Below are 16,173 nucleotides of genomic sequence, written 5' to 3'. Positions count from 1 at the left end.
AAGCAATTAGTTATCTTTCAATTTATTTTCACAGTCTCACTAATATTGCGCATGATTTTTTCTATTTTAGTAGGTATTTTACAACCTCTTAAAAAGAAGTACAACTACAATTAATTCACTAACTATAGAAGGAAAAGTGATCTTTATAAATTCCTATAAAATAACATAAAAAGATTATAGATTTGTATAACTTTTTTAATGACTGACACGTCTGATTGTATAGAAAATAAAAAAGAGGGGAGCGTATCCAACACCATGCAGGAACGCAGAAAAAGACGCGGTCCAATAATTGATTTCTTATTACTTAGCCTTATTGTGACCTTAACAACTATTATACTTTTTATTATCCTTTCAAAGGATGAATTTAAGTTTCAAAAGATTAGTGCTTCAAAAGAATCCGAGACGGAATCGGTGAATAGTCATTTATCGACCGAAAGTTCTGCGTTTCCCGGCATACGTATTGTGACAGACGTTTCAAATGACAAACGAACACCATTTGCTATTCATTACCCACAAACAGATAACGAAGTTTTTAATGATGCCGTATTACAATACATATCGGATTCAAAAGAAAACTATCTAACATCGATGAAAAAAATTAAAGATAAAGAAGCTATGGGTGAATTAAATATTAGTCTTGAAACGTTTCCATACCGAGAGCATTACTATTCCTTTGTGCTAACAAAGATGCTATATCTAGGTGGAGCCAATCACGAAGTCTCAACAAAAACATTCTTTATTAACAACGAAACTGGCGAACAAATTACGATCCAAACACTCTTACAACATGATGAGAATAACTTATCTACGTTGGCGGTAAACGTCCGAAAAGATTTGCAAAAAAACCTCCAATTAAAGGATGAGCTTTTCAATGATGAACTATTAAAAGCTACGGAACCAAAATGGTCTAACTTCAATCGCTTTGCTATTGTTGACGATTCATTACAATTCTATTTCGATGAATATGAGATTGCTAGTGGAGCAGCAGGTACCCCAATAGTGAAACTACCCCTTTCGCTTATTAACCCATTGTTAGCCTCCGAGTTTCAAATTGCAATGGAAAATGTAAAACCAATTAATCCACCGCCAACTGGTGATCCAAATAAAAAACGTATTGCCTTAACGTTTGATGATGGTCCACATCCAAAAGTGACGGAGCAAATTTTAAATATTCTCGATAAGTATCACGCAAAAGCTACCTTCTTCATGCTTGGTAGTCGTGTACAATATTATCCCGACATCGTAAAAGATGTTCTTGCGCGCGGTCATGAAATTGGAAACCATTCATGGAACCACCCTGTATTAACAAAGCTTACGCAAGAACAAGTAATGAAAGAGTATAACACTACTGCTACTGAAATTGAGAAAGCAATCAATCAAGGTGCGACTGTTTTTAGACCACCCTATGGTGCAACTAATGATACAATTAACGCGGAGATTCCTGTCCCTGTCGTGCTCTGGACGATTGACACATTAGATTGGAAACATCGCAATGCACAGCAACTATTGCCACATGTAAAAAATAATTTACACAATAATGCCATTGTCTTAATGCATGATATTCATCAATCCACTGCAGACGGACTTGACGCTGTTCTTGCCTATTTACAAGAGCAAGGCTATGAATTTGTAACTGTTTCAGAGATACTGCCATATCGCCAATAGTATTGACAAAGAAAAAGTCCAATGAATTTCGATATTCATTGGACTTTTCTTTGTATTGAAAAACAAAACAATCAATAGAATTTTGGTAAAAGGTGAAAATGGATTTCCGTTGCAGGCTACTTGCTTTCCTGTGGGCGAGCGCCGAGCCGCTTCCTCCGCTACCGCTCCGTTTAGTGACTCGCCTGTCTCGCGATCCCACGGGAGTCAAGTAGCCTTCCACTCCAATCCACAAAAGTGTTACCTTTTTAGCAAAGGTTTTCAAATAAAGTGAAGGTGTTCATTACTCTTTATGAAGAGGTGTTGTCACGCATCACTTCTCCACATTGAAAATAAGAGTTTATCCCCTCTAAGAATACAGATAATGGGCTATTTGATTGCTATGCTACTATGAAATAAAGTAAAGACACTTTGCAGAATGGTTGATTGGAGTGGAGCCAGCGTCACTCCTAGGGGATTTAGCGTCACAGAGGAGACCCTGGAGCGAACGTAAGTGAGTGAAGCGGCTCATCGGACGCCCCCTGGAAAGGACGCTGGTGGAACGGAAATCAACCCCTCTTACCTTGTCAAAAAGTCTTTTTCTACAAGTGACAATATCTTTTTCAACAACATGAAAAGCCCAATGAATTTTGTTATTCATTGGACCTTTCTTATTATTTTATTGTTAATGTATCTAATGGCTTGAAGTCATTTAGCTGATAGCTCTTTACCTCGTTACGTGCAATTGTATAAAGAGTGTCATCTATATAGACAACTCGTTGTACAACCTGCTCCCAATTTTCATATGACTCATCATTATTACGATTGATTATATTTCCTTTCAATACAATCCCTTTCTCAGCAGTAATCTCATAAATTTGAGCACCCTGACCTTGATATACAACTTCATCTCCCTTACCTGCCTCATACAGTACTACTGGGAAGCCAAAATAGTTGAATTCTTTATTGCGGAATAGCGCTTTAGGATTGTATTGCACTTCAGAGGAAGAGCCTTTTCCACCAATTTTTACGGTCGATTGCTCTTTCGGGTTTCGGAAGTCCGATACATCGAATAGGGACATCTTCATATTGGTTGTCACGGTAAAATTACGTTTTGTATAAGAATCGTAGCGCTGCTCTGTATCATAACCAATACCAATTAAATGCGTTTCATCTAATGGATGTAGGTAATTACTGAAGCCAGGAATCTTCAATTCTCCTAGTACAGTAGGCTTTTTCGGATTCGCTACATCAATAACAAACAGTGGATCTACTTGTTTAAATGTCACCACATATGCTTTTTCCCCCATAAAGCGAGCTGAATATATTTTTTCTCCAGGGGCCATATCTTTCACTGAACCGAGCGTTTTTAAATGTTCATCCAAAATAAAGAGATGGTTATAGGAAGTACTTTTCTCATCCCACGTATTACCTTCTGTTGTAAAGATTCGGAAGTTCCCCTTATATTCATCCATTGAATACTGATTTAAAACAGTTCCCTTTACTTCAGTACTTCCAGCAAAGTTCAAAGTCGTTCCATCGACATTCCATTTAAAAATTTGGGTGTCAGCTGATCTCGGTAACCAAATCATATCCATAACACGCTTTTCTGATGAAACATCATTACTGCTTTCATACATTGGTGTCGTTAAATACAGGGCGTTTTCTGACATATAAAGACCACTACTTCCACCTAAGTACCCTTTCGTATTGGCCGTTGTCTTAGCCCCATTTTTTAAATCGACAGCTGTAATTAAACTATAGGTACCATCCATCGTATTTGGTAATATTGAGATTTTTTCTAAAGGCAGATTTTTGTACTCTGTTCCTGCCATACTATCAAATGTTTTAGGCTTTAAATCGGTTTTATTGTCTTCTTGTAGCATCCAATAATTCGGATACATATTACCGATTAAATATAATGTGTCCTTCGTTATTCGAATATCCTGTAAGAAGCCTTCTTGCCCCACATCACGTACATGCTTTGGATTGCTTGGATTTGAAATATCATAAAATGATGCTGTTACCATGGCTGTTCGTGCTTTTTCAATATATTGATCCCCGATGACAATTAATAGATTGTCATATAGCGCAAGCTTAGAAATGTATTGGGATTCTTTTAATTTAATACTTGTAGCCATCTTTAAATTCTTAGGATCTTTAGCATTCACAACTGTAATGCTCTGATCTTTTGCAGTGTAAATAAAGCCATCTTTTACAACAACTATGTCTCCCTCTTCTACCCCCTCTACTTGATTATTGGTTGTAGACTCATTATTAGCAGTTGCTTTATCTTCACTTGCTGAACTTTGGGCACTCTCGTCTTCTCTAATTTCTACTCTTTGAGTTGTTAACAACTTTTTAAAATACTGCTGTAACTCTTTCTCCGATTTGACGGCTGTTAATGTCTCGATAATTGTAAATGGAATTGTCTGTGAAGCTACATTCAGTCCGCCTTGTGCAAAGGCCTCCTTTTTCACATGCAATTGATAACTACCTGGTGCTAAATTTTTCACCACTACCGTTTTCTGATCTTCCAACAATTCAATTGTTGCAGTTACTTTGCGTCCTTTTTCCGTAGTGATAAAGACATATTCTTCAGTAATTTTGTTTTTCTTTAAAGCAACTGAAAAAGATGCTTGCCAGTTTTGTGTTGCCATACTTGCGCTAGCGGCCTTTGCCGTCACATCTGTATTCACTATCCATGTGAAAATGCCAGGCACGATAGCCAGAACGATAATCAGCATAATTGCGAACCATTTACTTTTCATCATTTTTCCTCCCTTTCATATACTTGTTTATCAATTAGACTAGTAAAAATGCGGAAAGTTACATTTTTCTGAAATTTTCTAAGTATGCTGTGATTACATAAAAAAACGAGAGGGAAACACTTCCCTCTCGTTTCTTAGTGTTGAAAAACAAAACAGTCAATTGAAAGGTAGAAATGGATTTCCGTTGCAGGCTACTTGCTTTCCTGTGGGCGAGCGCCGAACCGCTTCCTCCGCTACCGCTCCGTGCAGGGTTTCGCCTGTCTCGCTATCCCACGGGAGTCAAGTAGCCTTCCACTTCAACCCACTAACTTTTTAGCAAAGGTTTTCAAATAAAGTGAAGGTGTTCACTACTCTTTATGAAGAGGTGTTGTCACGCATCACTTCCCCAATAAGAGTTTATCCCCTCTAAGAATACAGATAATGGGCGATTTAATCACTATGCTACTATGAAAAAAAGTAAAGACACTTTGCAGAATGGTTGATTGGAGTGGAGCCAGCGTCACAGAGGAGACCCTGGAGCGAACGTAAGTGAGTGAAGCGGCTCATCGGACGCCCCCTGGAAAGGACGCTGACGGAACGGAAATCAACCCCTCGCCTTGCAAAGTTGCTTTTTCTGCCGTTGACATCATCTTTTTTCAACAACATGAAGAGGCTGGGACAGAACTCGATTATATTGAAAAACAATAAAAATGGATATTAGCTTTTTCACTTTAAGAAGTTAAATATGCCTTCCTAAATCAAAAAAATGTTAGACCAATTATATCTTGGTCTAACATTTTTTCTTTTTGTCCCAGCCTCTTATTCTTCAAATGGCCATTTAGGCAACATATTTTTTAATGGCTTATCTTGTCGTCTTCCTAACACATAATCAGCCTGCATAATAGTATGAATTTCGCGAGTTCCTTCATAAATTACAGGTGCTTTGGAGTTTCTTAAATAACGAGCAACTGGGTACTCGTCTGAATAGCCATATGCTCCATGAATTTGTACCGCATCATCAGCAGCCTTATTGGCAAAATCACAAGACTGCCATTTTGCCAATGATGTCTCTCGAGTATTTCGAACACCTTTGTTTTTCAATTCACCAACACGATAGACAAGGAGACGACTCATTTGATAGCCCGCTTCCATGTTAGCAATCATTCGTCCAACAAGCTGGTGCTCACCAATAGGTTTACCAAATGTCTCTCGCTCATGACAGTATTTCACACTAGCCTCTATGCAAGCTTGGATCAAACCAACAGCACCTGCCGCTACTGTAAATCGACCATTATCTAGCGCAGACATGGCAATTTTGAAGCCCTCGCCCTCTTCGCCAAGTCGGTTTTCAACTGGCACGCGTAAGTCTTCAAAAAAGAGCTCACCTGTATTACCAGCACGAATCCCATATTTGCCTTTAATCGCTTTAGATGTAAAGCCAGCCATGGAACGTTCTACAATAAACGCACTAATCCCATGATGTTTCTTCGATTTGTCTGTATAGGCAAAAACGATAAAGTGATCTGCAATATCACATAAGGAGATCCACGTTTTTTGTCCATTGAGGATATAATGGTTTCCATCATGGACAGCAGTTGTTGACATGGCAGCTACATCAGACCCAGCACCTGGTTCTGTGAGACCAAATGCTCCTATCCGAACACCTTTAGCTTGCGGAACAAGGTATCGCTGCTTTTGCTCTTCCGTCCCCCACTGCATTAAGGTCATGCTATTTAAGCCCGTATGGACAGATACAGCTGTGCGAAATGCTGTATCTCCTCGTTCAAGCTCCTCACATACGATAGCAAGTGCATTATAATCCATCCCACTACCACCGTATTGTTCGGGAACACAAACCCCCATTAAGCCAAGCTCAGCAAGCCTCGACCAAATTTTAGCATCAAAGCCACCTTCAGCATCCCACTTTGCAATGTAGGGAATGATTTCTTCATCAACAAACTGTCTTACTGTTTTTCGTAGTATTTCCTGCTCAGTGGACATTTCAAAGTTCATGGTCAGCACCTACCATTTCACAATCATAGTAGACTTATGTGATGTCTCTTTAATCACCACGCCACGTTTAGCCATCTCTTCAATATACGTATCACCTGGCACGATTGCTTCAGGCGGGAATACACCAGGCTCTGTAATAGCACCCGCACCAATCATCTGAGCTACAACTGAAATCGTATTTGCGGTAGCACGTGCCATAGCTGTTTCATTAATTGTCATATCCTTACGTACAACCATTTCATATTCATATGTCACCTGCTGCTGGGCTTTTTCACCAGCTACAATCACACGTAACAATACAGCATCAGGTTTTGTACCCAATTCAAGTTTCTTTTTGAGTGCCTCTCGTACGACTGCACGAACAGGAACTTCTTGGTTATCCACTTCGACCTTATTTGCAGAATCAAGGAAGCCTAAGTCTGCTAAAAGTTTAAATTTCTCTGCATGGCCTTTATAGCGGATTGTTTTATATTCTAATGTGCGGACATTCGGGAATGTCTTATACAATGTGGAGATTCCACCAGATGTATAAAATGCCTCAAGCACACCGAAATCATCAAAATAAATAGGTTCAACGCCTGATAGGGATGGAACTTCTTCAAGCTTGCCCTTCTGAATCGTTTTTGAAGGCTCAGTATAATGATCGAATACGCCATCTAGAGAAAATACACGTGTATAATGAAGTGGAGGCTTTGGCTCAGTTGGAATACCACCAACAAATAGTTTAATAGATTCTACTTCGTCTAATTTTGAGGCACCATAGCCCGCTAGAATATTGACCATACCAGGAGCAACGCCTAAGTCAGGGATAATTGTAACGCCCTTTACTTTTGCCTCCTCATGAAGATCTAGTATCTTCTCTGTAACACCACCGATATGGCCTCCTAAATCTACGGAATGTACGCCTGCCTCAATCGCTGCTCTCGCTACTCGCTCATTGAACGAATAAAATAGCGCATTAACGACAACATCACCTTTTGAAATAACATCCATTAACGAGTCGTCTCGTTCTGCATGAAGCTCTACAACCTCAACCTTATTTGAGCCCAGCGAGTCGACAAACTCTTGTGCTACTTTTACATCGATATCTCCTAAAAACACACGCCCAACTTTATCGTTTTTTATTAAATCACGAGCTACCTCTTTCCCCATTAAACCTGCACCTAATACAACAACTTTCATCAAGAACATCCCCTTTCGTTGATCTGTTACTCTGTATCGATTTGTGCTCTTTGTAATTTACCGCTGTAGTCTACATAAATACTTTTCCACTCTGTATATACATCCAGGGCAGCTACACCTGAATCGCGGTGTCCATTTCCAGTCCCTTTTGTACCTCCAAATGGCAAATGGATTTCAGCACCTGTTGTGCCGGCATTTACATAAACAATACCTGTGTCTAAATCACGCTGTGCGCGGAAAATTGTATTGACATCTTGTGAGAATATTGAGCTAGACAAGCCAAATTTCACACCATTATTTACTTCAATTGCTTCTTCCAAACTTGCTACTTCAATTAGAGAAACGACTGGACCAAAGATTTCCTCTTGGGCAATAATCATGTCAGGCTTCACATTCGTAAACAATGTTGGCTCATAATAGAACCCTTTATCATAAGGTGGTTCATTTAATATCCTGCCGCCTGCTAATAATGTGGCACCTTCCTGTTTACCTATTTGCACATAGTGATTAATTTTTTCCAATGCTGCTTTATTAATCACTGGCCCAATTTTAACTTCCTCGTCTAGACCATCCCCAATTGTGAGTTTTTGCATTTCATCTAAGAGACGTTTTTCTAATTGTTCTCTTACATCTTTATGCACAATGACTCGGCTACATGCTGTACACCTTTGCCCAGCAGTACCAAATGCGCTCCATAAAATCCCTTCTGTAGCTAGCTGTAAATCAGCATCATTCATGACAATAACAGCATTTTTTCCACCCATCTCTAATGAAACCTTTTTCAAATGCTTCCCGCCAAGCTCAGCTACTTTACTGCCCGTTGTCGTAGATCCTGTAAACGAAATAACCTTGACGTCAGGATGTTCAATTAATGCTGTCCCTACTGTAGGTCCTGTACCAAATACGATATTGGCTACACCATCTGGTAAGCCTACTTCCTCAAAAATTTTACCCATTTCATAGGCCATCATCGGTGTCTCATTAGACGGTTTCCAAATGAATGTATTCCCTGCAACAATAGCAGGAAATGACTTCCAAGTGGCAATAGCAACAGGGAAATTCCAAGGTGTAATGAGCGCTACAACGCCTATAGGTGCCCTTACACTCATAGCAAATTTATTGGCAAGCTCAGATGGTGTTGTTTCACCAAACAATCTGCGTCCTTCACCAGCCATATAGTATGCCATATCGATTCCTTCTTGTACTTCTCCTCTAGCTTCTTCAATGACCTTGCCCATCTCTTTTGTTAAAACGGTCGCCAAATGTTCTTTTTTCTCTTTCATTTTTTGACCGATGGCATATAAATAATCTGCACGTTTTGGAGCTGGTATAAGTGCCCAGCTTTTTTGTGCTTGTTTGGCAGCAGCTACAGCCTCGCCTACCTCATTTGAAGTAGAGCGCGGTATGGTAGCAAGCTGCTCACCGTTTGCAGGGTTCGTCACTGCTATACTTTGTAAATGTGAATGTGTGATCCATTTACCACCGATATAGTTTTTAATCTCCACTACATACACCCCCTGAAATACTCTTTGATGCCTCAGCTGTTGTACCAGTCGTATTCCATAGGTATAAGTCTATGAATTTAACCAGAATCCATTTCGCCTTGGAATAATTGCGTCCGAGCAGTGTAATGTGCTTGCACGTTTCACTATCCGTGACATCTACCATTGGCTTTATCTCCATACAATCCATATTTGATCCTCCACCAAAAGAATAGAATATCTTATTCATTTTGAAGGTAGGAATCTTTTACTGAACGAAGATAAAATATGTCAAAATTCCGAATTTTCAATATACATCACACCATGTAATACTAGCATTTCAATAATAATCGGTGACAACTGCCAGAGGCTTTATTTCCACTTAACTTCATTACCTCAATATAGAGGATGACCTCTAAATTTAGAAGCCTCTTAAGGTTATGTATATTCACAATACCCTTCGTTAAATGAAAATAAATAATACACATTCTAGTTTTTTATATTCGACATTTTCTAACTAATTCCCTTTTTTTCTAAAATATTTAATTTTCTATTGAAACCAATGTAGCTTATAATCGTATACAGTATCATTAAATTTATTTTTGGAGGAATCCCTTTATGAATAATCATGAAATTGACTACAAGTTATTTGGTGACGACATGCAATATGTGCAAGTTGAGCTTGACCCTCAGGAAACAGTTGTTGCAGAAGCAGGAGCGTTAATGATGATGGATGATTCGATCCATATGGAAACTATTTTTGGTGACGGCTCACGAGGTGGCTCACAAAGTGGTCTAATGGGAAAATTATTAGGTGCTGGAAAACGACTAATAACAGGTGAAAGCTTATTCATGACAACATTCACAAATGTTGGCTCAGGTAAAAAACATGTTTATTTCGCTTCACCATACCCAGGTAAGATTATTCCAATGGATTTAAGCCAATTAAACGGTAAAATTATTTGTCAGAAAGATGCATTCTTAGCAGCAGCTAAAGGTGTGTCTGTTGGCGTTGAATTTCAGAAAAAAATCGGTGTAGGCTTCTTCGGTGGTGAAGGTTTCATTATGCAAAAGCTTGAAGGTGACGGCATGGCCTTTGTACATGCAGGTGGAGCCATTCACGAAAAAACATTACAACCAGGTGAAGTTTTGCGTGTAGATACAGGATGTCTTGTAGCAATGACATCCAATGTGGATTACGATATTGAAATGGTTGGAGGCGTAAAAACTGCACTGTTTGGTGGCGAAGGAATCTTCTTTGCTACATTACGTGGTCCTGGCACAGTGTGGGTACAATCATTACCATTTAGCCGTTTAGCCAGCCGTGTCTTTGCAGCAGCACCTATTTCGCAAGGCGGAGGCGGTCAGTCTAAAGGTGAAGGCGGTATCGGCGGCTTATTCGATTTATTCAATAGATAAAAAAAATGGAGCATATCTTTCGCCGATATGCTCCTTCTTTTAATCAATTCGATTGGATATTGCCTTACCTTGTCCATATGCTGTCAATGCTTTTACATTTAACATCAGCATGGCCGTTCTCGTTTCTAATGATGCACTACCGATATGTGGCAGAGCTACTACATTCGAAAGTGTTAATAAAGGATGGTTCATCGCAATCGGCTCTTGTTCAAATACATCTAATCCTGCAGCCCAAAGCTTCCCATTTTTCAGGACGTCATACAGGGCATCCTCATCAATAATCCCACCACGTGAGGCATTAATTAATACCGCATCCTCCTTCATCAAAGCAAGCTCCTGTGCTCCAATGAGTCCTTCCGTATCACTATTATAAGGCGTCATAATCACAACAAAATCAGATTGCTTTAAAATATCCTCCAGCGAAACATACTGGAAGCCATACATTTCTTCCGCTTCATGACGACGTCTGCGATTATTATACAAGATTTTCATATCAAAACCTTTTGCTCTTCTAGCAACGGCTTGGCCAATTCTTCCCATGCCAATAATGCCGATTGTGGCTCCTGATACATCCTTGCCAACCAGTTGCATTGGATACCAGCTTTTCCATTTGCCCTCACGTAAATATCTTTCGCTTTCTGGAATTCTACGGGCAGTTGCAAGCAGTAAGCCAAATACTAAATCCGCAGTCGTATTAGTTAATACCCCAGGCGTATTCGTCGCCATAATGCCTCGTTTCTTTAAAGCCTTCACATCGATATTATTATATCCAACTGCTAAGTTCGTCACTAATTTTAAGTTGGGTGCATGTGAAAGTAATTCTTCATCTACTTGATCTGCAATCGTTACCCACAGCACCTCACAGTCAGCGACAGCTGCTAGCAATTTTTCACGTGGGATCACTATCTCTTCCTCATCCCATTGTGAGATTTCGTAAAACTCCTGTAATAGTTCAACAATATGTGTAGGAAACTTACGTGTTATAAATAATTTCTTTTTCATGCTCCAAACACCCCTCTAATCAATTCCCTAATTCGCCTATAGCGTAACACTTAAAACAAGCATTTTCTAGGGTTTTGTAGTCTTCATCTATCTATAAGAGATTGTTATTAGCTAATTCATCAGCCTATTAGTTGATTTATCCATAAAATAAGACCTTTTATCCTAATTCACAGTACTAAAAAACTATGCATAGATTGTATGCATAGCTTCATATTGTTGAAAAACAAAACCATCAATAGAATTTTTGTGAAAGGTGAAAATGGTTTCCGTTGCAGGCTACTTGCTTTCCTGTGGGCGAGCGCCGAATCGCTTCCTCCGCTACCGCTCCGTGCAGGGCTTCGCCTGTCTCGCTATCCCACGGGAGTCAAGTAGCCTTCCACTTCAACATACAAAAGTGTTACCTTTTTAGCAAAGGTTTTCAAATAAAGTAAAGGTGTTCACTACTCTTTATGGAGGGGTGTTGTCACGCATCACTTCTTCACATTAAAAATAAGTGCCTCTCCTCTCTCTAATAAGACAAATAGTGGGCTATTTTGTTCACTACTACTAGTATGAAAGACATTTTCAGAATGGTTGATTGGAGTGGAGCCAGCGTCACTCCTAGGGGATTTAGCGTCACAGAGGAGACCCTGGAGCGAACGTTAGTGAGTGAAGCGGCTCATCGGACGCCCCCTGGAAAGGACGCTGGCGGAACGGAAATCAACCTCTCACCTTGCAAAGTTGCTTTTTCTGCCGTTAACATCTTCTTTTTTCAACAACATGAAACTATGCATAGATTTTATGCATAGCTTTGTTTCTTTTAAAACTCTCTGATTGTTGTATTTAAGCGATTAGCCACCCTCTCTAATTCTTCAGATGATTCACCAATTGACTCAATAATAGTCGCTAATTCAGATACTTGATTGCCGACTTCTTGAAAATTCGAGATTGAATCCTCTACAGATCCAGAAATCGCATCAAATGCCTTTAAAGATTCTGCATTCCGTTCAATACTACTATTCACAAGCTCCTGTATGTCCTGAATGGCTTGTACTACTTGTGTTGTGATACCATTCGACATCATGATCAACTCAGCAATTTGTTCAACAGAGCTTTTCGTTTGATCCGCAAGCTTGCGTACTTCATTTGCAACAACTGCAAAGCCTTTACCATGTTCACCAGCACGTGCGGCCTCAATTGCAGAGTTCAACGCAAGTAAATTTGTTTGCCCTGAAATACTTTTGACAATTTCTACAACGGCATTAATCTTCGAAGAAGACGCATCTAATTGCTCCACCATATTTGCCATTTCAACGGTTTTATGATGAATCTTCCCTGTTTGTTCATTAATAGATATTATTTTACTATAACCTTCACTAGACACTTTTTGCATAGATTCAGCCTCATGCATACTATCCTTCAAAGAAGTGTTGACACGCTGTGCGCTATATACAAGTTCTGCTACTGTTTCAGTCGTAGTTTGTGATTGAACCTCTAATTGTGTAGAAATTCCACCTATGACTTCCTTTACATGGTCCCTAACATTATTGCGTTGTTCCTCAATTAATATACTTGCATAGCTATCGTATTCTTCTAAAACAATTTGTTGTTCAAAATTACATATTTTACTGATAGCATCACAAAACTTCTCTTCCTCACCTTTAGGTAATCGAAGCTCATAAATTATTTTCCGGAGTGATTTCTCTAGAATTTGAAAAGCTGCTAGATACCACTTCGGATATAAATTAATCTTCACATGCATTTTTGCCACACGTCTTCGCTTTTCTAAAAAGGCTTCATCTATTCGCCCTTCAAACATTTCAATAATATGGTGACGTAATGTTTGACGTAAACGCTCGCTGGAACTATGTGATTGAATAACCTCCTGTAAAGAAGGAACACTTTCTATTGCATGATAAAATGCCCCTACCACTTCTACTACATTTCTTTCTACATATGGTTTTAAACTATTAATCAGTTGAAGATCATGCACACTTAACCCTACAAGATTTAATTGTAGTAGACGGTCTGAATCTTCAATAAAAATACCGATAGTTGTTTCATTGCTTATTTCAATTGTATTTTTCTTGGATCTATTGATAAGTTGAAACATTTTCTCCACCTCATATTTTAATCATATACTTCACTAAGTCTATACTCCTATAATCCATAAAAAAACAACAAATAATTAGATACTTTATGTATCAATTATAATCTCAAATCAACCAAATGAACAATATATAGGTAAATGATGTCTAATATTATTATAATTTGCTATTATTCTATATTTAAATATGATTCTTTATACTCATTTACCTTCACTTTAATGAAAAAATGGATGAATGATTCAATAATTTTAACGCAAAAAAAGCCACTGCTTCTTCGAGAAGAAGCGTGACTTATTGTTTACATGAAAATGATAACGCAAAGAACTGCGGCTAAAACTAAACGATAAATGGCAAAAGGCATTAATTTTACCTTTGAAATAAGTGCTAAGAAAAACTTTATGGACAGTAATGCAAAGATGAATGAACTAATAAATCCGACAGCGTAGAATCCAAAATAGTCCATAGATAAAGTATCCCAGTTTTTCAAAACGGATACGAGGCTAGCTCCTGCCATAATCGGAACAGCCATAATAAATGTAAAATCAGCTGCAACACGGTGACTCATACCAAAGAGTACCCCACCAGAAATAGTTGCACCTGAACGAGAAAATCCTGGCCATAGAGATAGACATTGTACTAGCCCTACCTTAAATGCTAAACCATAGGAAATCTTATCTAAAGAATCTACCTTTGGTTTTCTCGGTGCCAATTTATCTGCCGCAATCATTAGAATTGCTCCTGCCACTAGCGCATAAATAACATGTTCTACTTTAAAAAGATGGTCATCAATAAAATCCTTGAATGCAAAGCCTAAGACAACTGCCGGTAGCATCCCAACAATAACATGCAATAAGTTAAAGCGACCATTTATGGACTTAGCTTGACCTTCAATATTATATAAACCAACTAAGCTTAGCATGCGTTTCCACATAACTACGATAACCGCTAATATGGATCCAAGTTGTACAACAATTTTAAATGTGTTGGCAGGATATTTTCCCAAAAACTCCTCTGTCTTTAACCACATATCATCCACGATAATCATATGACCCGTAGAAGATACTGGTGCAAATTCTGTCATACCTTCGACAAAGCCTAATATCAACGCTTTTAATAACTCTATAATTTCCACCATGTCACCTTACCTTTTTTAATCAAATACCCACTTATTATAAAATACTATGTTTTCATATACTACTGCCATTTCACCTAAGAAGCCTATTTCCAGATTATCACATACTACTGAAATTTTATATCTACTACCCAAAGCTCTGATCTACTGCCAATTCGCATCGGCGGGCCCCAGAAGCCATAGCCTGATGAAACAAGTGTATGCATCTGTTCCTTCAACTTATAACCATAATCCAGTTCAAATACACGAGCTGTTATATATTGATTTGGCCACAGTTGTCCCTTGTGTGTATGACCAGACATATGTAAATCAACACCCATTTTCGAAGGTGTGATCAAGTCATCAGGTGTATGGTTCATCACAAGCCATGGTAAGTTAGCAGAATGCTTTAATACTTCAAGTGGTTTTCTTTCTTTATTCGTCCTGTCTTCTTGCCCTGTTAATATAAACGCATCTTCTATAAGAATTGTTTCATCTAGTAGCATTTTTACATTGGCGTTTTCCATTTCCTTGATAAATTCAGTAATTTTTTTGCCATAATATTCATGGTTACCTAATATACCATATGTTCCATATGTAGATGCTAATTGTTTCATGACATCTGCCATGCCCTCTTGAACAAACCATTTCGGGTCATCATCCACGATATCCCCAGCTAACAACACGATATCTGGTTGTGCTTCATTAGCTAAACTTACAAAACGTTGTAAATGTCTTTTATGTGATAAAACACCTAAGTGAAAATCAGACGCCACAACAGCTCTTAGTGTGTTTAACTCACTGTCTTTTTTATCAACTGTTATTTCTAAATGACGAACAACTGGAGAATAGGCTAAATAAGAGCCAATGATACTTAGCAAAAATAAGACTGCAACTGCTACACTACCAATTATTTGTACATTTTTAAAAGGTGTTAACCAAATAATGAACTGAGCAGCTAAACATAGCAATAAGCCATACTCAAAGATAAACATCCAGTAATTACTGATTACAGAAAACACTCGTAAAGACTCGTGTAATCTTCCGATTATAATACTAAAAGCAACAATGTACAGCACCAACCAAAATAGAACCGGGAAACGGAACCATCCCATTGCCACAAGCCACTGCTTTACTCCCCACCCTAAATAGAAAGTCAACGCACTATAAATACTAATTAAAAGAACACCGCCGATTACTTTTGGCATAACCAAGTCCTCTACTTTCTTTCTATAATTTAATTGATTATATCATTATACTTAACAATCATATTGCTTGAAGCACTTGAATAATCTTCTAGAGAAAATAGGAACTTGTCACTTTATTCAATGACAAATATAAGTTTACCTTTTCATTTCATTAGTTACTCTCGTTTTACATGACATTTCATTGTATATAGATGACATTTTTGTCATTCTACCTGAAAAGTTACTTTGATTTTCACAAATCTTCCAGTAACATAGTAGATGAACGAGCAAATTTACGCA

Annotated in this window: 12 protein-coding genes; 3 read left to right on the top strand and 9 right to left on the bottom strand. The window is 38.4% G+C overall.

The window, feature by feature from the left end:
- The first annotated feature begins 255 nt into the window (after window positions 1-255).
- Window positions 256-1,665, top strand: a complete 1,410-nt coding sequence (locus tag JTI58_RS11160; RefSeq protein WP_243456386.1) for a polysaccharide deacetylase family protein — start codon at window positions 256-258, stop codon at window positions 1,663-1,665.
- Between the two features lie 650 nt (window positions 1,666-2,315).
- On the opposite strand, the gene JTI58_RS11155 is transcribed toward JTI58_RS11160, so the two are convergent.
- Entirely contained in the window at window positions 2,316-4,412 is a 2,097-nt protein-coding gene (locus JTI58_RS11155) for a beta-propeller domain-containing protein (protein ID WP_205446663.1), read from the bottom strand.
- 528 nt (window positions 4,413-4,940) lie between these two features.
- Here JTI58_RS11155 and JTI58_RS11150 point away from each other — a divergent pair.
- Entirely contained in the window at window positions 4,941-5,099 is a 159-nt protein-coding gene (locus tag JTI58_RS11150; protein WP_243456384.1) for a hypothetical protein, read from the top strand.
- 111 nt (window positions 5,100-5,210) lie between these two features.
- Here the strand turns inward: JTI58_RS11150 and JTI58_RS11145 are convergent, their stop codons facing one another.
- From JTI58_RS11145 to JTI58_RS11130, 4 genes are read right to left on the bottom strand one after another with little or no spacing between them, the layout of a single operon-like run.
- On the bottom strand, window positions 5,211-6,404 hold the full coding sequence (locus JTI58_RS11145) for an acyl-CoA dehydrogenase family protein (RefSeq protein ID WP_205446662.1): 1,194 nt from the start codon (window positions 6,402-6,404) through the stop codon (window positions 5,211-5,213).
- Window positions 6,405-6,413: 9 nt separating this feature from the next.
- Window positions 6,414-7,586, bottom strand: a complete 1,173-nt coding sequence (locus JTI58_RS11140) for a saccharopine dehydrogenase family protein (RefSeq protein ID WP_205446661.1) — start codon at window positions 7,584-7,586, stop codon at window positions 6,414-6,416.
- A 26-nt stretch (window positions 7,587-7,612) separates the two neighbouring features.
- Window positions 7,613-9,091 carry an aldehyde dehydrogenase family protein gene (locus tag JTI58_RS11135; protein WP_205446660.1) on the bottom strand — a complete coding sequence of 493 codons (1,479 nt, stop codon included), beginning with the start codon at window positions 9,089-9,091 and terminating at the stop codon, window positions 7,613-7,615.
- Window positions 9,081-9,278, bottom strand: coding sequence for a hypothetical protein (locus JTI58_RS11130; RefSeq protein ID WP_205446659.1), 198 nt, complete (start codon window positions 9,276-9,278; stop codon window positions 9,081-9,083). Before JTI58_RS11130 ends, JTI58_RS11135 begins: the two co-directional genes overlap by 11 nt.
- 407 nt (window positions 9,279-9,685) lie before the next feature.
- Between JTI58_RS11130 and JTI58_RS11125 the strand changes: the two genes are divergently transcribed.
- Complete coding sequence (locus JTI58_RS11125) at window positions 9,686-10,486, top strand: TIGR00266 family protein (RefSeq protein ID WP_004229711.1); 801 nt, start codon at window positions 9,686-9,688, stop codon at window positions 10,484-10,486.
- 39 nt (window positions 10,487-10,525) lie between these two features.
- Here the strand turns inward: JTI58_RS11125 and JTI58_RS11120 are convergent, their stop codons facing one another.
- The 4 genes from JTI58_RS11120 to JTI58_RS11105 all read right to left on the bottom strand — a co-directional run bounded on the left by JTI58_RS11120 (window position 10,526) and on the right by JTI58_RS11105 (window position 15,894).
- Window positions 10,526-11,488, bottom strand: a complete 963-nt coding sequence (locus JTI58_RS11120; RefSeq protein WP_205446658.1) for a 2-hydroxyacid dehydrogenase — start codon at window positions 11,486-11,488, stop codon at window positions 10,526-10,528.
- Window positions 11,489-12,287: 799 nt separating this feature from the next.
- Window positions 12,288-13,580 (bottom strand): globin-coupled sensor protein, encoded by a 1,293-nt coding sequence (locus tag JTI58_RS11115; RefSeq protein ID WP_205446657.1) that lies wholly within the window; start codon window positions 13,578-13,580, stop codon window positions 12,288-12,290.
- Window positions 13,581-13,873: 293 nt separating this feature from the next.
- Window positions 13,874-14,710, bottom strand: a complete 837-nt coding sequence (locus JTI58_RS11110; protein ID WP_205446656.1) for an undecaprenyl-diphosphate phosphatase — start codon at window positions 14,708-14,710, stop codon at window positions 13,874-13,876.
- Between the two features lie 104 nt (window positions 14,711-14,814).
- Entirely contained in the window at window positions 14,815-15,894 is a 1,080-nt protein-coding gene (locus JTI58_RS11105; protein WP_205446655.1) for a metallophosphoesterase, read from the bottom strand.
- Between the last annotated feature and the right edge of the window lie 279 nt (window positions 15,895-16,173).

It is taken from the genome of Lysinibacillus fusiformis (assembly GCF_016925635.1).
In the GTDB taxonomy this organism is placed as follows: domain Bacteria; phylum Bacillota; class Bacilli; order Bacillales_A; family Planococcaceae; genus Lysinibacillus; species Lysinibacillus fusiformis_F.
This window is presented reverse-complemented; position numbering and strand designations above follow the sequence as displayed.

Bases quoted from the DNA above. Each gene is read 5' to 3' on its own strand.
- JTI58_RS11155 (WP_205446663.1), bottom strand. From the start codon at position 4,412: ATGAAAAGTAAATGGTTCGCAATTATGCTGATTATCGTTCTGGCTATC.
- JTI58_RS11145 (WP_205446662.1), bottom strand. From the start codon at position 6,404: ATGAACTTTGAAATGTCCACTGAGCAGGAAATACTACGAAAAACAGTA.
- JTI58_RS11120 (WP_205446658.1), bottom strand. From the start codon at position 11,488: ATGAAAAAGAAATTATTTATAACACGTAAGTTTCCTACACATATTGTT.
- JTI58_RS11130 (WP_205446659.1), bottom strand. From the start codon at position 9,278: ATGGATTGTATGGAGATAAAGCCAATGGTAGATGTCACGGATAGTGAA.
- JTI58_RS11125 (WP_004229711.1), top strand. From the start codon at position 9,686: ATGAATAATCATGAAATTGACTACAAGTTATTTGGTGACGACATGCAA.
- JTI58_RS11140 (WP_205446661.1), bottom strand. From the start codon at position 7,586: ATGAAAGTTGTTGTATTAGGTGCAGGTTTAATGGGGAAAGAGGTAGCT.
- JTI58_RS11110 (WP_205446656.1), bottom strand. From the start codon at position 14,710: ATGGTGGAAATTATAGAGTTATTAAAAGCGTTGATATTAGGCTTTGTC.
- JTI58_RS11160 (WP_243456386.1), top strand. From the start codon at position 256: ATGCAGGAACGCAGAAAAAGACGCGGTCCAATAATTGATTTCTTATTA.
- JTI58_RS11105 (WP_205446655.1), bottom strand. From the start codon at position 15,894: ATGCCAAAAGTAATCGGCGGTGTTCTTTTAATTAGTATTTATAGTGCG.
- JTI58_RS11115 (WP_205446657.1), bottom strand. From the start codon at position 13,580: ATGTTTCAACTTATCAATAGATCCAAGAAAAATACAATTGAAATAAGC.